The following is a 21,151-nucleotide window of genomic DNA, read 5'->3' on the forward strand; positions in this document are numbered from 1 at the left end:
ATCCGCGCGCCCCGGTCAGGCCTTGGCCGCCGTGAAGGTCCAGTCGCCGGAACCCGCGGAGTACACCGCGGCGCCGTCCTGGACACCGACCAGCTCGGCGCCGCGCACGGCCCGTGCGGACTTCCCGCCGAACAGGGGCACGGTCACCGTGGCCCTGCTGCCGACCGGGACGGTCACCTTGAGCTCGAACGTCCGTCCGGTCTGCGTCCAGCAGGACTCCACCTCACCGCGCACGGTGTCCTGGGTGGCGCACACGTGCTCCAGCCCCGGCGGCACCTTCGGCGCGATGGAGATCGCCGAGTACCCGGCGCCGGTCGGCGTGATGCCGCCCAGGACGGTGTAGAAGGAGGCGTTGATCCCGGCGAACATGGCGTGGTCGTGGGTTTCCATGCCGGAGAAGTAGGTCCACTCCTCCCACGGGCTCGTCGCGCCCTGGTCGATCTCGTAGCCGAACCCCGGATAGGTCCGCTGCCCCAGCACGGTCATCGCGACGTCGACCCGGCCGATCCGCGCCAGCGCGTCGACCAGGAACCGGGTGCCGAAGATGCCGGTGTCCAGGTGACCGGTGTTCGTGGTCGTGATCGTGCGCACCAGCCGGTCGCCGACGGCCCTGACGTCGTTGTCCGGCACCAGGCCGAAAGCCAGCGGCAGGATGCTGGTGGTCTGCCGTCCGCTGCCGTAGCCGTCGCGCGCGGAGTTGAGGAACGCGGAGTTGAACGCGGTCTTGATGTCCGCGGCGAGCGTCCGGAAGTGGGCGGCGTCCTCTGGATGGCCGAGGGCGTCCGCCGCCAGGCCGACGTCGACGGCCTGGCGGTAGGACAGCGCCGTGTTCACCAGCGACACCTCGCTGGTGCACGACCCGACGCCGGGGCCGCCGCGGCCGTCGCCGACCTCCGGCCCGTAGACCGGCGGGCACCAGTCGCCGAACCCGCGGTTGGCGGGCCAGATGTGGCCGGGCACCGAGGCGTTGGTGTCCACGAACGCCTTCATCGCCGGGTAGTGCCGGGCGAGGGTCGCCTTGTCGCCGTACTGCTCGTAGAGCGTCCACGCCAGCGGGACCTGGTTGCCGCCCATGTCCGGGTTCTGGTTGTTGGGTCCGTCGTTGGGCAGCGCGGTGCCGGGCGGCATGTCGAGCAGGTAGTTGGCGTAGAAGCGGTCCATGCCGAACTCGCGGGTGGAGGCGTCGTGGTAGGCCTGCACGTCCATGCCCGGCGGCGTCCGCTCGTCGCGCACCGGGTTGTCGGTGGGCAGGCTCATCGAGTTGTTCAGGATGCCCCAGCGGTTGATCTCCCAGATCCGGTTCAACAGCGGGTCCGAGGAGCTGAACGCGCCGGTGGACGGCACGTCGGCGTGCACGACCCGGCCGCTGATGGAGTCGAGGGTCGGCGTGCCGGGGAATCCGGTGACCTCCAGGTAGCGGAAGCCGTGGTAGGTGAAGCGCGGCTCGTAGGTCTCCACCTCCCCCGCACCCGCGAGGGTGAACCGGTCGGTGGACGCGGCGGACCGATTGGTGGTCGTGTCCAGGTTCCCGTCGGCGCCGAGTTCCTCCGCGGTGCGCATCCGGACGGTCGTGCCGCTCGGGCCCTGGACGCGGAGTTGTTGCCAGCCCGCGATGTTCTGCCCGAGGTCGTAGATCCACACGCCGGGACTCGGCTGGGTCAGCCGCACCGGCCGCAGGGTCTGCACGACCCGCATCGGCGTGAGGTCGTCGGCGGTCAGCGTCGCGGTCGGCGCGTCGACCGTCCTGACCCGGTTCCCGCCCGTCCACCCCGGCTGGTCCCACCCAGGCCGCTCCAGCCGGGCGTCGTAGGTCTCGCCGTGGTAGAGGTCGTCGGCGATGACGGGGCCGCTCGACCACGTCCAGCCGTCGCCGGTGGTGACGGTCTGGGTGGTGCCGTCGGTGTAGGTCACCTCGACGAGCGCGATCGCCTGCTCGGGGCCCAGCCAGCGGAAGCCGTACGGGCTGAAGCGCGAGCCGTAGCCGTTGCCCAGCCACATCCCCACCGCGTTCGCGCCCGCCCGCACGTCGGCGGTGATGTCGTAGGTCGCGTACAGACTCCGCTGCTGGTAAGGGGTGTTGGCCGGAGTGAGCACGCGGTCGCCGACCTTGTGGCCGTTGAGGCGCAGCTCGTAGAGCCCGAGCCCGTCCACGTAGGCGCGCGCCCGTGCGACGGGCTTGGTGAGGGTGAAGTCCTGGCGCAGCAGGGGTGCGGCGGGTTCGCGGCTCAGCAGCACGACACCACCTCCGGGGTGCAGCCGGCCGTCGGTGATCGGGGTCTGCGGGAACGCGGGGTCGGGGTCGGTGGCGAAGTCGTCGGAGAACAGCGACGTCCCGTCCGGACCGCGCACGGCGAGGTTGTCGTAGACGGCGTCCTCGCCGGAGTCGCCGACCCGGAACCCGACGGTGCCGGTGGTCAACGTCGTGTCGGTCAGGGTGTTGACCAGCGTGCCGTCGATCCACGTGGTCATCGTGGCGCCGTGGGCCTCGACCCGCAGGTGGTGCGGCGAGTTCACGGTCCCCGGTGTCACCACGGCACTGACGTCGACGTCCGGCACGAGGTGGCTGTAGGCCCCGCCGCGCGCCAGGTGCGGGCGCAGCAGCACCTTGCCCGGCGTGACCTGGGAGTTCACCTGCCACAGGTAGAAGTCGTCCTGGCCCTGGGCGCGCAGCAGCAGGCTCGCGGCGCCGCGCCTGATCGTGAAGTCGACGTCGGCGGTGAAGTCCGACCACGAGCCCTGCCCGGTGGTGTCCGGGCTGATCCAGCGCGCGCCCCGCCAGTCGGCGGCGTCGAGCAGGCCCGTCTCCCACCAGGTCGGTGCCGCCCACGGCGAGGACTTCCCCTGCGCGTCGACGGCTTGGACCGTCCAGTGGTAGCGCTGCCGCGACCGCAACGCCGGGCCGCCGTAGGCGACGCCGACGGACTCGCCCGACATCACGACGCCGCTGTCCCACACGTCCGCCCGCCCCGGCACCAGCAGGTCCGGGGTGCTCGCCACCAGGATCCGGTAGGCCGTCTGCCGCTCGTTGGCGACCGGCGAGTCCAGCCGCCAGCTCAGGCCGGGCTGCCGGTCGTCGATGCCGAGCGGGGTGGTGGTGTGGTCGGCCTGCAAGCCCGCCACGGTCAGGTGCGGTGCCTGTGCCGACGCGGTGGGCACCACCCCCACCAGCAGCAGGAGCACAGCGGCCAGCAGTCGCTTCATCGAAGCCCCGATCAGGAGGGCACCGCGTCGTACTTCTCGACCGCCCACGACTGGTGCAGGGAGCGCGCGGCGGCGTCCTCGATCCAGGTTGGTGGCCCGCCGGCCGCGCCGTCAATCGTCAGGCCGATCTGTGTCCGGTTGTGTCCACACCGGTCTCGGCGGTGCCGAGCCTGCCGCCCAGCCACGCGGCCACGTCCTCCAGCAGCTCGGCGTCCACCGGCCGCTTCAGCTGGCGGCCGTAGTTGCGCACGGTCGGCTTGCCGGGGTCGCGACGCAGGACGTGGGTCAGGTCGGGGATCCGGCGGACCTCGACCTCGCCGGGGACCAGCCGGGCGATCTCGTCGAGGTCGTCGGGGTCGACCTGGACGTCCTTGTCGCCGGTGATCGCGAGCACCGGGGCGTCGATCGCCACGAGGTCGGCGCGCGGGTCGTGGGCCAGCAGCTCCCGGTGCCAGCGGGCGTTGAGCCTGCGGCCGCCGAGGCGCGCCACGTCGGTCGTGGTCGCCTTGATCCGGGCCAGGTGCCACAGGGCGATCCGGCGCACCAGCGGCCGGAGCGGCTTGGGGAGGTTGCGGACGAGGTGGCGTCCTTGCCAGCGCAGGGACTCCTCGCCGGGCTGGGCGAATCCGGCCAGCAGGACGATGGCGCCGACGCGGGTGCTCGCGCCGAGCCGCATCGCGTGCACCGCGCCCTCGCTGTGCCCCACGACGCCGATCATGTCGGCCCGGACCTCCGGTCGTGCACCGAGCGCGCGCAGTGCCGCGTCGGCGTCGGCGACGTTGTCGGTGAAGCCGCTGGCCAGCCAGTCGCCGGGCGTCGCGCCGACACCGCGCCGGTCGTAGCGCAGCGACGCGATCCCGTGCCTGGCCAGCATCTCGGCCAGCTCCGGTCCCAGCCCGAGGCGGATCCGGCCCACCTTGGAGTCGCGGTCCACCGGACCCGAGCCCTGGAGCACCAGCACCGCCGGGTGCGGTCCCGGCCCGTCGGGCAGCGCGAGCGTGCCCGCCAGCTCCAGCCCGTCGTCGGCCGTGGCCGTCATGTCGATCTGCCGCATGGTCCCGCCGATGTGGTCGTCGTTCCGGACAAGGCGCTCACCCTAGAGAGGCCGGGGTGGAGGGCGAAGGGTGGTTCGGCCGTACCCGCGTGGTGGCGGATGTCGGCCCGAAGACAACCACTTCGGTGTCCTTGCCGTGTGAGCACGCGACCGCTTCACTGGTCGCGGTCAAGAACCACCCGACTCCACCATGGGAGTAGTAATTGTTCACGAAGATCATCGCGTTGGCGGCCGCGGTCGCCGCTTCCCTGTCGGTGGCCACACCCGCGCAGGCCGCGGCGTTGCCACTGGTCAACATGGAAGCGGTGCTGAAGGCCGCGCAGATCGACCCGCGGAGGCCGGACACCGCCCTCACGCCGGGTAGCAAGGACAGCGTGCTGGGCGTCGAACGGGCGCTGGCCGCCAAGGGACTGCTCGACGCCCAGTACGTCGACGGGCACTTCGGCACCAGCACCATCAGCGCCTACGCCGCCTACCAGCGGTCGTTGGGCTACACCGGGATCGACGCCTCCGGACTGCCGGGGCCGACCTCGCTGAAGTCGCTGGGCGACGCGCGGTACACCGTCGACCACGTCGTCACCGCGGGCGCCAAGATCACCTACCACGGTGGTCTGATGAACGCCCGCACCAAGGCGATGCTGATCGCCGCGGAAGGCGCTCTCGGCCGCAGCCTCACCGTCAGCCAGGGTTCGTACAACCCCGGCGGGGACCCGACCTCGGCCGGGACCCACGACGGCGGCGGCGTGCTGGACATCTCGGTCGACGGCATGACCGCGGCGACCCGCACGACCATCGCCCGCGAACTCCGCGAGGTCGGCTTCGCCGCCTGGGTCCGGACCCCCTCGCAGGGTGACTGGCCCTTCCACATCCACGCCGTGGCACTGGCCGATCCCGACCAGTCCACCCAGGCCCAGCACCAGTCGGGCGATTACTACCTAGGCTTCAACGGCTTGGCCAACCACGCTGCGGACGACGGCCCCGCCGTCACCCCGAAGCAGACGTGGGAAGAGTTCCAGCGCAGCTGATGACCGCGTGAGCGAACAGGGCGCGTCTTGGGGGACGCACCCCGTTCGGTGTTCACGGCCGGTCGATCCGGTACACGACGTGGTCGCGGTCGTCGATCGGGTTGTCCGGTTCCAGTTCACCCTCGGCCACGCGGCTCAGCCCGGCCTTCTCCAGCGCCCGCCAGGAAGCGCGGTTCGCCGCGGACACGGGCACGACGACGGACGGCGCGTCCGGGTAGTCGGTCCAGGTCGCCGCCACGATCGCGGCGATGACGCGCGGGCCGAGACCGAGGCCGACGAGCGTCGGGTCGCCGATCAGGTAGTCGACGCTGACGCACTCCCCGTCGACCTCGAGGACCGGGGCCAGTTCGGCGATGTACTCGGGGTAGGCGCCGAAGCGGCAGCGCTGGACGAAGGCGAACGGCGTGCCGTCGAGGAAGACCAGCAGGTCCTCCGACGGCTCCTCGCCCCTGGTCGCGGGGCCGAAGTCGCGTTCGACGGCCTCCGGTGTGGTCTCGTGGTTCCACCAGCGCGCGACGTGCGGTTCGAGCAGCCACCGGCGCAGCAGCGGGAAGTCGGCCTCGGCGAGTCTTCGCCACGTGATCACGGGGACACCTCCGGGCGCCGGTGGCGGCGGTAGTAGCGGGCCTGGCGGTCGCGGTGGCCGCAGGACGGGTTGCACCAGCGCCTGCGCGGGTGGTCGCGGACGTAGAACATCGAGCAGCCCGGCGCGGTGCAGCGCCGCAGCGCCTCCGGTCCGGCGAGCAGTTCGATGGCGCGGGTGGCGATCCGGCCGAGGACCGCCGTGCCGCCCAGCGTCGTGTCGCGCCACCGGGACGCGGGGCCGCCCGCCGACCAGTCCAGCTCCAGGCGGGTCGGGGTGGCGAAGCCGTTGACGACCGCGATGTCCGCGCGGTCGGGCGCGATGCCCTCGACGACCGCGGTGAACAGCCGTCGGACGCTGTCGCGCAGCTTGCGCGCCCGCCCGGCGTCCACCGGCGCCTGGCCCATCAGCGCGAACCACTCCCCCGCCCACTCCGCGGTGCCGAGGAAGTCATCGGCCCCGTGGACGGTGTTGGCCAATTCCACCGGGAGCGGTTCGGTACCGAGGATCGGGAACTCCATGGACTGACGGTAGACCGCGCCTTCAACCGTCAGCCAGCGGTTTTCCACGCCGAATGGCCCAAGCGGTCGTTCCACCACTCGTACCAGGCGAAACACCCGTCCTTGACAGCACGTCGACCATCACTACTCTCTTTCTGGGAGCGCTCCCAGAAACGTTGCGACCATCCTCAAAGGAGAGCGAATGCGGCAACGGAGAAGGATCTTCGGCGCGCTGTTGGCGGCAGCGGTGGCCGTGGGCGGGGTGGTCGTCCTGGGGACGGCGAGCCAGGTGACGGCCACCGCCGCGGCGGGCGGCACGGGCACCGGGTACCTGCACACCAGCGGCAACAAGATCATCGACAGCACCGGCGCGACGGTCCGCCTGACCGGTATCAACTGGTTCGGGATGGAGACCGACAACAAGACCTTCCACGGCCTGTGGGCGAGCCGGACCTGGCGCCAGCAGCTCGACCAGATGGCGCAGCTGGGCTACAACACGCTGCGCGTCCCGTTCTCCGACGACGCGCTCAAGTCCGACGCCAAGGCCACCGGGATCAACGACTTCACCAACCCCGACCTGGTCGGGCTGTCGCCGTTGCAGATCCTGGACAAGGTGATCGACTACGTCGGGCAGAAGGGGATGCGGGTCATCCTCGACCGCCACCGGCCGACCAGCGCGGGCCAGTCCGCCCTCTGGTACACGGCGGGCGTCCCGGAGACCACCTGGATCACCAACTGGAAGGCGCTGGCCCAGCGGTACACGGGCAACACCACCGTCGTCGGCGCGGACCTGCACAACGAGCCGCACGCCGAGGGCACCAACCCGGCCGCGGCGGGGTCGTGCTGGGGCTGCGGCGACACCGCGCGCGACTGGCGGCTGGCCGCCGAACGCGCGGGCAACGCGATCCTGGCCGTGCAGCCGAACTGGCTGATCTTCGTCGAGGGCGTGAGCTGCCCGAGCGGCGGCCTGTCGAACGTCTGGGACAACGACCCGACCAACGACGAGGACTGCGGCTGGTGGGGCGGCAACCTGTCCAAGGCGGGCGAGTTCCCGGTGCGGCTGAACGTGGCCAACCGCCTGGTGTACTCACCGCACGAGTACGCCACCTCGGTCTACAACCAGCCGTGGTTCAGCGCGCCGGACTACCCGGCCAACATGCCCGCGATCTGGGACCACTACTGGGGTTACCTCTACAAGCAGAACATCGCCCCGATCATGATGGGCGAGTTCGGCACCACCCTGGCCAACCCGGTCGACAAGGTGTGGCTGGAGAAGCTCATGGCCTACACCGGGACCGGCGTCAACGGCATGTCGTTCACCTACTGGTCGTGGAACCCGAACTCCGGTGACACCGGCGGCATCGTCGGCGACGACTGGACCACGGTCAACCAGGCCAAGCAGTCCATCCTCCAGCCGTACCTGATCCCGCCCACCGGGGGCGGCACCAACCCCACGACCACGACGACCACCACCACCACGACCGGTGGCGGCGGCACGGGGGCGTGCACGTCGGTGTGGAAGCTGGACAACTCGTGGCAGGGCGGCTTCCAGGGTTCGCTGACCGTCACCAACCGCGGCACCACCGCGGCGAACCCGTGGCAGGTCACCTTCACCCTGCTGGCGGGCACGACCATCGGCAGCGGCTGGAACGGCACGTTCACCCAGTCCGGCACCACGGTCACCGCCACCGCCCCGTCGCACGCCCCGTCGCTCGGAGCGGGCGCGTCGGTGGCGCTCGGCTTCACCGCGAACGGGACCACGGGAGCGCCGGCGACCGTGAAGCTGAACGCGTCCGCCTGCACCTGACCCGATCTCCGGCCGCGGGCGACCGCGGCCGGAGTGCAGGACGCGCCGGGTCGGGCCGCCCCCACGAGCGGCCCGACCCCGCCGTCGGATTGCCGAAAGGCACCGCGATCCCAGGTGGTCGATCATCCGACCGAAAGGCACCGGCCGATCACCGGGAAACCGAAAACCGGTGGCGACCGAATGGGGAAATCGATCGCGATGCCCACCGGAATCACCCCAGGTCGCTCAAAGGTCTTGTTCGGTTCATTTCCCCGCGTACGGGAAATGCCCGATGGCGTTCACCGACGGGAATCGCCGCTCATCCGGCCGGTATCCACTTGAGGATGTCGACCTTCCCGTTCCCGGTCTTGCTGAAGGTGCCGAACGCGGTCTCGGTCGCTCCCTGTCGGATGTAGGAAGCGCCTGCCCCTCCTCCGCCGCCGGCACCCGCGGTCTCCCCCGCGTGACCACCGGCGCCACCGCCGGTTTCGGGGTCGCTGCCGCCGTTGTAGCCGCCGCCGCCTCCGCCACCACCACCCGCCGTGGTGAACCCGTCGTCGGCCGCGTCCCCACCGCGCCCTCCCCGGGTGCCGCCGGCACCGCCGCCGACTCCGCCGTCACCGCCGTTGGGGCCGTGCCCCTCGGTGCCCGAACCGGGTGACGCGGCGCCGGAACCGCCCCGGCCGCCGTCCGCGGTCGGCGCTCCACCTCCGGCGCCTCCACCACCACCGGCGACCAGCAGGGGTGTGCCGCCGCGGCACAACGCGCTGGAACCGCCCCCGGCTCCCCCGTCCCGGCCCAACGCCGATCGACCGGCCCCGCCGTTGCCCCCGCTGTTGAACCCCGAGCCGCCCCGGCCGCCCGGATGCTCACCGACGACGGCGGTCAGCGACTCGCCCGCGGTCACCGCGATCCTCGCCTGGACGGTCCCACCCCGGCCGGGCGCGCCCGAGTTGTCGTTCCCGTAGCCGCCCTGGGCGCCGACGACGCGGACGAGGGCGAACGCCGTGCCCGCCGGGACGGTGATGGTCTTCTCCGCGGTCTCGAACCCGATCGAGACCTCCACGTCCGGACTCGACGGGAACCCGTGGTCGTCGATCCCGTCGCCGGGCAGCACGACGGGCTCTCTTGTCTCGGTCATCGGCCTTCCTCCTTGATGAGGTGGGATCAGCAGGAGCGCACATTTCGTGAACGCGCTCAAGCAAATAGCTGTCCGACCGGATGCGACGGAATTCTTCCGGAATGGGGGTGATACGCCGCCGGATTGCACCAGCGACGCGATCGACATCACGACCCCGTGCCGTCCGATCGTGATCGGAATTGTTCGGCGGGGCGCGATTCGGACAGGTTTCCTTTATACGTCCGCGAACCCGGAAAAACATCCCTGCAAGCAGTTTCGAACCGCGACTTCACCCGTGTGAGTGCACCGCCGCGCCGCGACCGCGCACCGTCATCGAATCCGTCCCGGTCGAATGCGGATCAAGCCTCCCGAGCGGCGGAACGGCGACCGCGCCACTTCGCGGTGTAGGGCAGCGCGAACAGGTACAGACCGGTGAACAGCAACAGGGCCAGCGGCAACAGCGGCAGGTAGGACACCCAGACCGCGGGTTCCTCCTGCGCCAGTGCGATGAAAGCGGCGATGACGGTCACTGTGAAGGCGATCGACACCCAGCGGTGGAACTGCCTGATCCGCTTGTTCCAGTTCACGATGATCTCCTCCGAGGACGAGCGCCCGTGGCGATCCGCCAGGATGGCGGCGGCGCTCTTGTCGAAGGTCACGCTAGGCACGGCCGGGGACGCGTGCTTCTCGATTCCTGACCGGTCAGGGTCGAGGTGTACTCGCCCGCCCCGGACGCGCCGGTGCCCCCTCACCCGTCCTGGCGTGAAGGGGCACCGGCGTGGACCTCAGGTCGTGCTGGCCGCGAACTGGGCCGAGTACAGCCGGTGGTAGGCGCCGTCGGCCTCCAGCAGCTCGTCGTGCGTGCCCTGCTCGACGATCCGGCCCGACTCCATCACCAGGATGAGGTCGGCGTCGCGGATCGTGGACAACCGGTGCGCGATGACGAAGCTCGTGCGCGAGGAGCGCAGGGCCGCCATGGCGTGCTGCACCAAGGACTCCGTGCGGGTGTCCACGGAGCTGGTGGCCTCGTCCAGGATCAGCAGCGACGGGCTCGCGAGGAACGCGCGGGCGATCGTCAGCAGCTGCTTCTCGCCCGCGCTGACGTTGGTGCCCTCCTCGTCGATGACCGTGTCGTACCCGTCGGGCAGGGTGCGGACGAACCGGTCCACGAACGTCGCCCTGGCCGCGTCGAGGATCTGCTCCTCCGTCGCGTCGGGCCTGCCGTAGGCGATGTTGTCGCGGATCGTGCCGCCGAACAGCCAGGTGTCCTGCAACACCATGCCGATCTGCGACCGCAGGTCCTCGCGGCGCAGCCGGGTGATGTCGACGCCGTCGAGCGTGATCCGGCCGGCGTCGAGCTCGTAGAACCGCATGACCAGGTTGACCAGCGTGGTCTTGCCCGCGCCGGTGGGGCCGACGATCGCGACGGTCTGGCCGGGTTCGGCGACCAGCGAGAGGTGTTCGATCAGCGGCTGCTCGGGCAGGTAGGAGAAGCTGACGTCGTCGAACTCCACCCGGCCACGCCGCTCCGCGGGCAGGGAGGCGTCCGCGGGGTCGGGTGACTGCTCCTCGGCGTCGAGCAGCTCGAAGATCCGCTCGGCGGAGGCGACACCGGACTGCATGAGGTTCGCCATCGACGCGACCTGGGTCAGCGGCTGGGTGAACTGGCGCGAGTACTGGAGGAACGCCTGCACCTCGCCGAGGCTCATCGAGCCGGAGGTGATCCGCAGGCCGCCGACGACGGCGACCACGACGTAGCTGATGTTGGACAGGAACATCATCGCGGGCATGATCAGCCCGGAGATGAACTGGGCGCCCAGCGCCGCGCCGAACAGGGCCTCGTTGCGGGTGCGGAACTCCTCCTCGGACTCCTTCTGCCGACCGAACACCTTCACGACCTGGTGCCCGGAGAACGACTCCTCGATGTGCGCGTTGAGGACGCCGGTCTGCTTCCACTGCTCCATGAACAGCTTCTGCGACCGCTTCCCGATCCGCGTGGTGACGTACACCGACAGCGGGATCACCGCCAGCGCGATGAGGGCGAGCAGCGGCGAGATCGTCACCATCATGATCAGCACGCCGATCACCGTCAGCAGCGACGTCAGCAGCTGGCTCAGGGTCTGCTGCACGGTGGTGGAGACGTTGTCGATGTCGTTGGTGGCCCTGGACAGCAGCTCGCCGCGCGGCTGGCCGTCGAAGTAGCGCAGCGGCAGCCGGTGCAGCTTCGCCTCGACGTCCTCGCGCAGCTTGAACACCACCCGCTGCACGACGCCGTTGAGGATGCGGCCCTGCGCCCAGCCGAACAGCGAGGACACCAGGTACAGCCCCAGCACCCACAGCAGCACGCCCGCGAGCGCGCCGAAGTCGATGCTCGAGCCGGGGATCCCGCGGGCCCGGCCCATGACGCCGTCGAAGATGATGTCGGTGGCGTGCCCCAGGATCTTCGGTCCGGCCACGGCGAACGCGACGCTGGTGACGCCGAGCGCGACGACGACGGCGAACCAGAACCGCTCCGGGCTCATCCTGGCCGCCAGCCGCTTGGCCGACGGTCCGAAGCTCTTGGCCTTGCCCACCGGCATGCCGCCCATGCCGGGCATGCCCCGACCGCCCATCGGGGACGGCTGCGGGCGTGGACTGGTGGTCGTGGTCGCGCTCATGCCGCCTGCTCCGGGGTCAGCTGGGACTGGACGATCTCCCGGTAGGTCTGGCAGGAGTCGAGCAGTTCGCGGTGGGTGCCCGCGCCGACGACGGAGCCGGCGTCCAGCACGATGATCTGGTCGGCGTCGAGCACCGTGGTCACCCGCTGGGCCACCACGAGCACCGCCGACTCCTTGATGTGCGGCTTCATCGCCGCGCGCAGCCGCGCGTCGGTGGCCAGGTCGAGGGCGGAGAACGAGTCGTCGAACAGGTAGATCTCCGGGCGGCGCACCAGGGCGCGGGCGATGCACAGCCGTTGCCGCTGGCCGCCGGAGACGTTGGTGCCGCCCTGGGAGATCGGCGCCTCCAGGCCGTCGGGCATGGCCTCGACGAAGTCGCGGGCCTGCGCGATGTCCAGCGCCCACCACAGGTCGTCGTCGGTGGCGTCGGGGTTGCCGTAGCGCAGGTTGCTCGCGACGGTGCCGGTGAACAGGTAGGGCCGCTGCGGCACCAGGCCGACCCGGTTCCACAGCGCCTCCGGGTCCAGCTCGCGCACGTCGACGCCGTCGACCAGGACGCTGCCGTCGGTCACGTCGATCAGCCGCGGGATCAGCGACGTCAGCGTCGTCTTGCCCGCGCCGGTGCTGCCGACGATCGCGGTGGTCGTGCCGGGGGCGACGCGGAAGGAGATGTCGCTCAGCACGGGCTCGGCCGCGCCGGGGTAGCGGAACCCGGCGCCGCGGAACTCCAGCTCGGCGCGCTTGGGCAGCTCGCGCACCGGGGAGGCGGGCGGGACCACCGACGACTCGGTGTCCAGCACCTCGTTGATCCGCTCGGCGCACACCGCGGCGCGCGGGATCATGGTGGAGATGAACGTCGCCATCATCACCGACATCAGGATCTGCATCAGGTAGTTGAGGAACGCGGTCATGGACCCGATCCGCGTCTCCCCCGCGTCGACCTGGTGGGCCCCGAACCACAGGACCGCGACGCTGGAGGCGTTGAGGATGAGGACGACGGTCGGGAAGATGAGCGCCTGGAGCCTGCCGACGCGCAGCGCGGTGTCGGTGAGGTCGGCGTTGGCCTCGGCGAACCGGCGGGTCTCGGCGGGCTCGCGGACGAACGCGCGCACCACCCGGATACCGGTGAGCTGCTCGCGCAGCACGCGGTTGACCCGGTCGATGCGCACCTGCATCTTCCGGAACTGCGGGACCATCCGGGAGACGATCGTCCCGATGGCCACGAGCAGCACGGGCACGCAGACCAGCAGCAGCCAGGACAGGCCCGCGTCCTCGTTGAGCGCCAGCACGATGCCCGCGACGCACATGATCGGCGCGGTCACCAGCATGGTGCAGACCAGCACCACCAGCAGCTGCACCTGCTGCACGTCGTTGGTGGTGCGGGTGATCAGCGACGGCGGGCCGAAGGTCGCGACCTCGCGGGCGGAGAACTCCCCGACCCGGTGGAAGATCGCCGACCGCACGTCGCGGCCGAACGCCATGGCGCTGCGCGACGCGTAGTACACCGCGCCGCAGGAGCAGAGGATCTGCACCAGCGTGACGGCGAGCATCCACCCGCCGGTGGAGACGATGTAGCCGCTGTCGCCCTTGGCAACGCCGAAGTCGATGATGTCGGCGTTGAGGCTGGGCAGGTACAGCGACGCGACCGTGCCGATGAGCTGGAGCACGAGCACTATCGAGAGTTCGCGCCGGTACGGGCGCAAGTAGGTGAGCAACAGGCGGTACAGCAACGAAGCCCCCACGTAAGAAACTGGCCGTATCTAATAGTCGGTACCGTAGACTACCCCCACAAGATACGCCAAGTGTTTTAAGGGGCAGGGTGCCGGAAGCTAGGACGCGACGCCGGGGGACGGAGCTGGAGAAGGCCATCCTGGAAGCCGCCTGGGCGGAGCTGAACGACGCGGGCTACGCCCGGTTCACCATCGAGGCGGTCGCCACGCGCGCCGGGACGAGCAAACCGGTCATCTACCGGCGCTGGGCCAACCGGGCCGAACTGGTGCTCGCGGCGTGGGGCAACCAGGCGCCGATGAGGCAGCCCTCGGCCGACACGGGCGAACTCCGCGGCGACCTGATCGTCCTGTTCACCAAGATCGCCCGCCGCGTCGACGGCATGATGAACGAGATGATCGCGGGCGTCATGACCGAGGCCTTCCACCACCCGGAGGTCGCGGGGCTGCTGCGCGACCGGCTCCGCAACGCCCCGTTCGGCAACGTGGTCGAAACCGTCGTGCAGCGGGCCGTCGACCGCGGTGAGCACCCTCCCGTCGCCATGACGCGCCTCGCGGGCCTCCTCCCCCTCACCTTGATCCGCAACGAAGCACTCGTCCACAGCGGCGATCCCATCGCGGACGAGGTGATCGCCGCACTGGTCGACGAGATCTACCTACCGCTGCTTCGCGGACTCGCCCGCGACTGAGGCGTCCGGCGGGATCTCCACCGGCGCCTCGGCGACGACGGCGGGCGGCGGGTCGTCGGCCATGTCGAGCCTGCTGCGCAGGGTGATCGGCTTCAGCAGCACCGCCGCGACGACGCTGAGCACGGAGATCGCGGCGCAGATCAGGAACACGAGTCCGGTGGCGTCGCCGAAGGCCACCGCGACCGCCTCGCGCGCCGCGGCCGACCCGCCGTCGGCGGCGGCGGAGGGCGGGAGCCCCGCGGCGGCGAGGTTGCGGGCGGTCCCGTCGGCGACGTGGCGGGCCAGCACCGTGCCGAGGACCGTCACGCCGATCGTGCCGCCCAGGGACCGGAAGAACGAGACCGTGGAACTGGCCGTGCCCATGCTCCGCAGCGGGACGGCGTTCTGCACGGCGAGGACGAAGTTCTGCATGGTCATGCCGACGCCGAGGCCCACCGCCAGCATCGACGCGCTCATCAGCGCGAGCGAGCTCTCGTGGTCGACCGTGCCCAGCCCGGCGAACCCGACCGCGAGCAGCACGGTCCCGGCGACGATGAACGGCTTGACCTTCCCCGTCCTGGTGATCCACCGGCCCGCGACGATGGACGAGACCAGGATCCCGGCCATCATCGGCGCGGTGAGCAGGCCCGCCTCGGTGGCGGTGTAGCCCCGGCTGCGCTGGAAGTACTGGCTGAGGAACACCGACGCGGCGAACACGGCCGTGCCCACGGCGAGGCTGCCGACGATCGCCAGCGCGGTGGTGCGCTGCCGGACGATGCCGAGCGGCACGACGGGGTCGGCCGCGCGGCGCTCCACCACCATCGCCACGGCGAGCAGGACCAGCGCGGAGCCGACCATCGCCGCGGTCTGCCACGATCCCCAGTCGAACGACTCGCCGACGAAGGAGATCCAGACCAGCAGCGTGCTGACACCGGCGGCGATCAGCGCCGACCCGAGGTAGTCGATCTTCACGTCGCCCAGCCGGATCACCGGCAGCCGCAGCGTCCGCTGCAGCAGTACCAGCGCGACGGCCGCGACCGGGATGCCCACGAAGAAGCACCACCGCCAGCCCAGCCACGAGGTGTCGACGATGAACCCGCCCAGCAGCGGACCGCCGATGGTCGACAGCGCCGTGACGCTGCTGAGGTAGCCGCTGTACCGGCCGCGTTCGCGCGGCGGGATCATCGCCCCGATCGCGATCTGGACGAGCGCCTGCACCCCGCCCACGCCGATGCCCTGCACGGCCCGCGCGGCGATCAGCTGACCCGCGGTCTGGCTCAGCCCGGCCGCCAGCGATCCGAGGACGAACACCGCGACGGACAGCTGGACGAGGGTCTTCTTGCTGAACAGGTCGGCGAGCTTGCCCCAGATCGGGACGGTGACGGTCGTGGTGAGCAGGGTCGCGGTGACGATCCAGGTGTACTGGATCTGCGACCCGTGCAGGGCGCCGACCATCTTCGGCAGGGCGGTCGAGACCACGGTGCTGCTCAGCGTGGCGACGAAGAGGGCGATCAGCAGTCCGCTGAGCGCCACCAGTACCTGGCGGCGATCGGTGGGCTGCGGCGCAGTTGTTGTGCTCGACAAGCGGGGACTCCAGGATGTGCCGGACGGTGGGGGCGGGCGGATCACGGGGCGGGCCGGCTCACCCCGGTCCCCACGCCGACGCGGTCACCAGGTCACCGGGAGCTCGTAGGCCCCGTAGACGAACCCGTCGTGCTTGAAGGGGATCCGTTCGAGGTCCGCGGCCAGCGCCAGGGTGGGGACTCGGCGCAGCAGGGTGGTGTAGGCGACCTGCAACTCCATGCGCGCCAGCGGTTGTCCCAGGCACTGGTGCACGCCGAAGCCGAAGGCCACGTGGCGGCGGGCGTCGCGGGTGATGTCCACCCGGTCGGGGTCCGGGAACACCGACGGGTCGCGGTTGGCCGTCTCGTTGACCGGCACGATCCCCTCGCCCGCGCGGATGACCCGGCCCGCGATCTCGATGTCCTCCAGCGCCACGCGCCGCAGGCCCCCGTGGGTGATCGTCAGGTACCGCAGCAGTTCCTCGACCGCGGAGGCGACCAGCTTCGGGTCGTCGGAGTCGCGCAGTAGGGCGAGCTGGTCGGGGTTGCGGAGCAGGGTCAGCACGCCGAGCGTGATCATGTTCGCGGTGGTCTCGTGGCCCGCGAACAGCATCAGGACGGCCATCCCGGTCGCCGTCGCACGGGACAGCTCGCCCGCCTTGACGCGTTCGGCGAGCCCGGAGAGCAGGTCGTCGCCGGGGTCGGCGAGCTTCTCGCCCAGCAGGCCGTCCAGGTAGCCGCCCAACCGCAGGCGGGCCGCCGTGCGGTCCTCGACGCTGGAGTTCCGGTTGATGATGGTCCTGCTGTTGTCCTGGAAGAACTCGTGCTCCTCGTAGGGGACGCCGAGCAGGTTGGAGATCACCAGCGACGGCACGGGCAGCGCGAACGCCTCGACGAGGTCGACCGGCTTGGGGCCCGCGAGCATCGTGTCGACGAGGTCGTCGGCGATCTGCTGCGTCGGCGCGCGCATGGCTTCCACGCGTTTGACGGTGAACGACGACGTGACCATCCGCCGCAGCCGCGCGTGCTCGGGGTCGTCCATCATGATGAAGCTGACGTCGGGCGCGTTCCCGCTCTTCGCCGCCTGCTCGATCGCCGCGGCCTCGCCGGGCGAGAGCTTCGGCCAGCCGGGGCGCATGGGTTCGACGCTGACCCTGGGGTCGCCCAGCAGCGCGCGGTGCTCCTCGTGCCCGGTCACCAGCCAGGGCGTGCTGCCGTCCCACAGGCGAACCCGCACCAGCGGGCCCTCCTCCTGCCTGGCCCGCATCGCGGGAGCCGGGTCCAGGGGGCACCCGGCCGGCCTGGAGATGTCGTAGTCCGGAACGCCTGCCCTGTTCGCCGAGTCGCTCACAGCACCGGTCACGCTTCCTCCTCGAAGTTCCAACGGGATCGTCGAATTCCGCGGGCGCGACGAGGCGGCGGGCCGTCGGGCACGCGGGTTCGCGGGTTCGCTAGTCGCGCACCGCGGGCCCGAGCAGGTGGCAGAGGGAATCCGCCAGCAGGTCGAGCGGTCCGGCGGGTCCCAGCGGCAGTTCGGCGGCGATCCACGCGGTCAGGGTCGACTCGACGTGGACCAGTGCCAGCAGTGCCCGCTGGTGGGCTTGTTGCGGCGGTTCGCCGTGCCAGCGCCCGACATCGGCGGTGAGCAGGCTCGCGAAGCGCTCGTGCTCCTCGACGTAGTGGATCCGCGCCTCGACGGAGCTCCGGCCCGCGGCGGAGTCGGCGAACCCGGCCACCCGCACGACGCGCAGGATCGGGGCGATCTCCCGCCACAGCACCGCGACGCCGTCCAGCCAGTCCCGGACCGCGGGGCGGTTCCACCTCGGGAGGGCCGCAAGTCCGGTGTAGTTGCGCTCCAGCACCTCGTAGACGCGTTCCGACAGCGCCCGGACCACGTCGCCCTTGCCGGGGAAGTGCGCGTACACGGTCACCCTGGCGACCCCTGCCGCCTTCGCGATGTCGTCCATCGTGGCGTTGATGACGGACTTCTCCGCGAACACCGAGACCGCGGCGTCGAGCAGCCGACCGCGGGTGAGCCTCTTCTGCTCCTCGCGCAGGCTTTCCCGCCGCTCCGGCTTCACCACGCCGGTCCGGCCCACCACGGGGGCGGACGACATCCGACACCTCCGGTCACCGACTCGCCGTCCACGACGGCGCTCATGATCGACCGTACAGGCCGTCCGATGGCCTTACAAGATGTAAGGCGAGTGCGCCCGGTCAGACCCGCACCCCCTGTGCCAGCAGGCCGTCGATGATCACGCGGAGCTTCCACGCCGCGCGCGCGTCGCCCTCACCGCCGGTCAGCAACGGGGCCAGCACGCTGATCGTGGGGTACTGGCTGGCGGGCAGCGAGCGGTACACGGTGTCGAGCCGGGCCGAGAACGCCTCCGACATCGCCTCCTCGGTGGCCCGACCGGTGTCGCCCGCACGCGCCAGGTCCCGCTGGGCGCGCAGCCTGGCCGCCTTCTCAAGCGCCGACGACGCGATGTACTGGCCGAGCAGGTCGGCCGCCCACGCGCAGGCCGCGTCGTCGATCCCGCCCACGCCGAGCAGGCGCAGCATCTCCTCGGTGACCCGCAGGCTGTGCGCCCCGACCGGCACGTCGGACAGGCCGAGGGACGCGATGTCGTCGTGGGAGCCGAGCGCGTCGACGACCCGGTCCACCAGCAGTTCCAGCCGGGCGCGCCAGTCGCCGTCGGAGTCGGTCGGCAGTTCGACGTCGGCCATCGCGAGGTCGTGGGCGAGCGCCATCAGCTCCTGCCGGTCCCGGACGTAGACGTAGAGCGAGGCCGGTCCGGTGTCGAGCGCCTGGGACACCCGCCGCATGCTCACCGCCCCGAAGCCCAGCTCGTCGACCAGCGCGAGGGTGGTGGACACGATCGCGTCCCGGCTGAGCGGGGCTTTGGCCGGACTTGTGCGCGGACTGCTGGGCATGAGGCGAATAGTACTTGACGAACACCGTTCGCACAGTGCACTGTTCGTGGCGAACACCGTTCGGCCCGAACGGTGTTCGTGCGGCAGGAGGACACGATGACCATCCAGCAAGCCCCCACCACCCCGGTGCTGCCCCCCAACCCCTGGCGGTGGCGCGTCCTCGCCGTGGTGCTGCTCGCCGAGATCATGGATCTGCTCGACTCGACCGTCATGAACGTGGCCGCGCCCTCGGTCCGCGCGGGTCTCGGCGGCGGTCCGGCGACGCTGCAGTGGCTCACCGCCGGCTACACGCTCGCCTTCGGTGTGCTGCTGGTGGTGGGCGGCCGCCTCGGCGACCGCTGGGGCAGGCGGCGGCTCTTCGTCATCGGCGCCGTCGGCTTCACCCTCGCCTCGGCGCTGTGCGCCCTCGCACCCACTCCGGCCGTGCTGGTCACGGCCAGGATCGCCCAGGGCGCGCTCGGCGCGCTGATGATCCCGCAGGGGTTCGGCGTGCTGGCCTCGGTCTTCGACGAACGCGAACGCGGCCGGGCGTTCGCGATGTTCGGCCCGGTCATGGGCCTCGCCGCGATCGGCGGCCCCATCCTCGCGGGCGGGCTCATCGCCATCGACCCCGGCGGCCTGGACTGGCGGCTGATCTTCCTCGTCAACATCCCGCTCGGCGCGCTGGCGGTCGCGGGCGCCCTGCGGTGGATGCCCGCCGACCGCGGCGACGCCTCGGTGCGGATCGACCCGGTCGGCGCGGCCCTGGTCGCTGCGGGCTCGGCACTGCTGGTGTACCCGCTGATCCAGGGCCGGGAGGCCGGGTGGCCGTGGTGGACCTTCGCCTCGATCGCGGCGGGAATCGCGGCGTTCCTCGCCCTCGCCCGGAGACAGCGCACGAGCCCCGCGCCGATCCTGGTGCCGACCCTGCTGCGCAAGCGGGCGTTCGTCGGCGGCCTGGTCGTCGCCGTGGCCTTCTTCTCCGGTGTCGGCGGGCTGATGCTCCTGCTGTCGCTGCACCTCCAGCTCGACCTCGGCTACTCCGCCCTGCGGGCCGCGCTGGCCCTGGCGCCGATCGCCGTGGGCATCGTGCTCAGTTCGACCGCCGCGCCGGCGCTCACGGCCAGGCTCGGCCGGTCGGTGCTGCACGTCGGTCTCGGCATCGAGGTCGTCGGCACGCTCGGCCTGGCCGCCGTGGCCGTCGCCGGGCTCCCGGCGTGGGTGCTGGTGGTGCCGAACCTGGTCGTGGGGCTGGGGCTCGGCCTGCTGTTCGGCACGCTGATCCAGTCGATCCTCGCCGCGGCCGACCCCGCCGAGATCGGCAGCGCGTCCGGCGCCCTCAACGCCGTCCAGCAGCTCGCGACCGCGCTCGGCGTCGCCGTGCTCGGCACCGTGTACTTCGGCGCCGGGACCTCCGGTCTCGCGATCGGCGCCCTCATCGTCACCGGGACGTGTCTGCTCAGCGCGGCGCTCGTCACCCTCCTCCCCCGCACCCAGTCAGGAGATCGGTCATGAGCAAGGTCGTCGTCTTCGGAGCCGCGGGCCGCACCGGCCGCCTCGTCGTCGAGGAAGCGCTCGGCGCGGGCCACCACGTCACCGCCGCCGTGCGCACCCCGTCCGAGTTCCCCGCGGCCGTGGCCGTCGCGCGCGCCGACGTGCGCGACCCCGACAGCGTGTGCGCGGCCGTGGCGGGCCACGACGTCGTGGTCTCCGCCATCGGCCCTGCCGGCCGCCGTCCGCTCGGCCTGTACTCCGAAGGTGCCGTGGCCCTGCGCGCGGCGATGGAGTCCACCGGGGTCGGGCGGATCATCGCCATCACCTCCGGCGGGGTCCGCCGCGACGACCCGAACTTCGGGTTCTGGTACCGCGCCGTCCTCCTCCCGCTCGCGGACGACCTCTACGCCGACATGCGCCTGCTGGAGTCGACCTTCCGCGAGAGCGCGCTCGACTGGACCTTCGTCCGCCCGGCCCACCTCCAGGACAAACCGCCGACCGGGACCTTCCGGGTCCGGGACGGCGGCACCCCCGAGGGCGGCTGGAAGGTCACCCGCACCGACGTGGCCCGCTTCATCACCCACGAACTCGACGCACACCGGTGGTCCAAAGCCGCCCCCACCCTCGCGCAATGAACCCGCACTCGAACCACCGTGTCCCCACGGTCCGGCTTTCGGCTTTCGGGGATGCAGTCCCGATCTTCGCGAGTCCAGGTGGGTGCAGGCGGGCGGGCGGGTTCGTGGATGCGTTTCCGGGTGATGGCGATGCGGTGGGTCGTGGCGTTGAGCCGATGGTTTCCGCCATGGTCGAGGCGGACCCACCGGCCCAGGAACGCAGCGTCGTGAACCCACACGGTTGACC

At 71.3% G+C, this 21,151-nt stretch carries 18 protein-coding genes; 6 read left to right on the forward strand and 12 right to left on the reverse strand.

What is annotated here, in order from left to right; genetic code table 11:
• Positions 1-15: 15 nt before the first annotated feature.
• Together RM788_RS01045 and RM788_RS01050 are read right to left on the reverse strand one after the other, a co-directional pair.
• Positions 16-3,201 (reverse strand): family 78 glycoside hydrolase catalytic domain, encoded by a 3,186-nt coding sequence (locus RM788_RS01045; RefSeq protein WP_315929535.1) that lies wholly within the window; start codon positions 3,199-3,201, stop codon positions 16-18.
• A 118-nt stretch (positions 3,202-3,319) separates the two neighbouring features.
• Positions 3,320-4,255 carry an alpha/beta hydrolase gene (locus RM788_RS01050; protein WP_315929536.1) on the reverse strand — a complete coding sequence of 312 codons (936 nt, stop codon included), beginning with the start codon at positions 4,253-4,255 and terminating at the stop codon, positions 3,320-3,322.
• Positions 4,256-4,458: 203 nt separating this feature from the next.
• On the opposite strand from RM788_RS01050, the gene RM788_RS01055 reads away from it, so the two are divergent.
• On the forward strand, positions 4,459-5,280 hold the full coding sequence (locus RM788_RS01055) for a peptidoglycan-binding domain-containing protein (protein WP_315929537.1): 822 nt from the start codon (positions 4,459-4,461) through the stop codon (positions 5,278-5,280).
• A 52-nt stretch (positions 5,281-5,332) separates the two neighbouring features.
• Here RM788_RS01055 and RM788_RS01060 read toward each other — a convergent pair whose 3' ends face one another.
• Both RM788_RS01060 and RM788_RS01065 read right to left on the reverse strand, forming a co-directional pair.
• Positions 5,333-5,866, reverse strand: coding sequence for a GNAT family N-acetyltransferase (locus RM788_RS01060; protein WP_315929538.1), 534 nt, complete (start codon positions 5,864-5,866; stop codon positions 5,333-5,335).
• On the reverse strand, positions 5,863-6,384 hold the full coding sequence (locus RM788_RS01065; RefSeq protein ID WP_315929539.1) for a CGNR zinc finger domain-containing protein: 522 nt from the start codon (positions 6,382-6,384) through the stop codon (positions 5,863-5,865). Before RM788_RS01065 ends, RM788_RS01060 begins: the two co-directional genes overlap by 4 nt.
• Positions 6,385-6,565: 181 nt before the next feature.
• On the opposite strand from RM788_RS01065, the gene RM788_RS01070 reads away from it, so the two are divergent.
• The gene (locus tag RM788_RS01070) at positions 6,566-8,170 is read left to right on the forward strand and encodes a cellulase family glycosylhydrolase (RefSeq protein WP_315929540.1); all 1,605 of its coding nucleotides are present in this window, start codon (positions 6,566-6,568) and stop codon (positions 8,168-8,170) included.
• Positions 8,171-8,468: 298 nt separating this feature from the next.
• Here the strand turns inward: RM788_RS01070 and RM788_RS01075 are convergent, their stop codons facing one another.
• Positions 8,469-9,290: a PE-PGRS family protein gene (locus RM788_RS01075; protein WP_315929541.1), complete on the reverse strand. Its 822-nt coding sequence runs from the start codon at positions 9,288-9,290 to the stop codon at positions 8,469-8,471.
• Between the two features lie 46 nt (positions 9,291-9,336).
• On the opposite strand from RM788_RS01075, the gene RM788_RS01080 reads away from it, so the two are divergent.
• Positions 9,337-9,570 carry a hypothetical protein gene (locus tag RM788_RS01080; RefSeq protein WP_315929542.1) on the forward strand — a complete coding sequence of 78 codons (234 nt, stop codon included), beginning with the start codon at positions 9,337-9,339 and terminating at the stop codon, positions 9,568-9,570.
• Between the two features lie 58 nt (positions 9,571-9,628).
• Here the strand turns inward: RM788_RS01080 and RM788_RS01085 are convergent, their stop codons facing one another.
• From RM788_RS01085 to RM788_RS01095, 3 genes are all read right to left on the reverse strand, one after another.
• The gene (locus RM788_RS01085) at positions 9,629-9,928 is read right to left on the reverse strand and encodes a hypothetical protein (protein WP_315929543.1); all 300 of its coding nucleotides are present in this window, start codon (positions 9,926-9,928) and stop codon (positions 9,629-9,631) included.
• Between the two features lie 126 nt (positions 9,929-10,054).
• The gene (locus tag RM788_RS01090; RefSeq protein ID WP_399345342.1) at positions 10,055-11,881 is read right to left on the reverse strand and encodes an ABC transporter ATP-binding protein; all 1,827 of its coding nucleotides are present in this window, start codon (positions 11,879-11,881) and stop codon (positions 10,055-10,057) included.
• Between the two features lie 41 nt (positions 11,882-11,922).
• Positions 11,923-13,656 (reverse strand): ABC transporter ATP-binding protein, encoded by a 1,734-nt coding sequence (locus RM788_RS01095; RefSeq protein WP_315934955.1) that lies wholly within the window; start codon positions 13,654-13,656, stop codon positions 11,923-11,925.
• A gap of 89 nt (positions 13,657-13,745) precedes the next feature.
• On the opposite strand from RM788_RS01095, the gene RM788_RS01100 reads away from it, so the two are divergent.
• On the forward strand, positions 13,746-14,342 hold the full coding sequence (locus RM788_RS01100) for a TetR/AcrR family transcriptional regulator (protein ID WP_315929545.1): 597 nt from the start codon (positions 13,746-13,748) through the stop codon (positions 14,340-14,342).
• On the opposite strand, the gene RM788_RS01105 is transcribed toward RM788_RS01100, so the two are convergent.
• The 4 genes from RM788_RS01105 to RM788_RS01120 all read right to left on the reverse strand — a co-directional run bounded on the left by RM788_RS01105 (position 14,310) and on the right by RM788_RS01120 (position 18,817).
• Positions 14,310-15,905 (reverse strand): MDR family MFS transporter, encoded by a 1,596-nt coding sequence (locus RM788_RS01105; RefSeq protein WP_315929546.1) that lies wholly within the window; start codon positions 15,903-15,905, stop codon positions 14,310-14,312. The two genes, RM788_RS01100 and RM788_RS01105, sit on opposite strands and share 33 nt — an antisense overlap.
• 84 nt (positions 15,906-15,989) lie before the next feature.
• Positions 15,990-17,246, reverse strand: a complete 1,257-nt coding sequence (locus RM788_RS01110) for a cytochrome P450 (protein WP_315929547.1) — start codon at positions 17,244-17,246, stop codon at positions 15,990-15,992.
• Between the two features lie 88 nt (positions 17,247-17,334).
• Positions 17,335-18,000 (reverse strand): TetR/AcrR family transcriptional regulator, encoded by a 666-nt coding sequence (locus RM788_RS01115; RefSeq protein ID WP_315929548.1) that lies wholly within the window; start codon positions 17,998-18,000, stop codon positions 17,335-17,337.
• A gap of 100 nt (positions 18,001-18,100) precedes the next feature.
• The gene (locus RM788_RS01120; RefSeq protein WP_315929549.1) at positions 18,101-18,817 is read right to left on the reverse strand and encodes a TetR/AcrR family transcriptional regulator; all 717 of its coding nucleotides are present in this window, start codon (positions 18,815-18,817) and stop codon (positions 18,101-18,103) included.
• 96 nt (positions 18,818-18,913) lie between these two features.
• On the opposite strand from RM788_RS01120, the gene RM788_RS01125 reads away from it, so the two are divergent.
• Entirely contained in the window at positions 18,914-20,311 is a 1,398-nt protein-coding gene (locus RM788_RS01125) for an MFS transporter (RefSeq protein ID WP_315929550.1), read from the forward strand.
• Positions 20,308-20,925: an NAD(P)-dependent oxidoreductase gene (locus RM788_RS01130; RefSeq protein ID WP_315929551.1), complete on the forward strand. Its 618-nt coding sequence runs from the start codon at positions 20,308-20,310 to the stop codon at positions 20,923-20,925. The genes RM788_RS01125 and RM788_RS01130 overlap by 4 nt, the downstream gene beginning before the upstream one ends.
• The last annotated feature ends 226 nt before the right edge of the window (positions 20,926-21,151 follow it).

The organism is Umezawaea sp. Da 62-37 (assembly GCF_032460545.1).
GTDB lineage: Bacteria > Actinomycetota > Actinomycetes > Mycobacteriales > Pseudonocardiaceae > Umezawaea.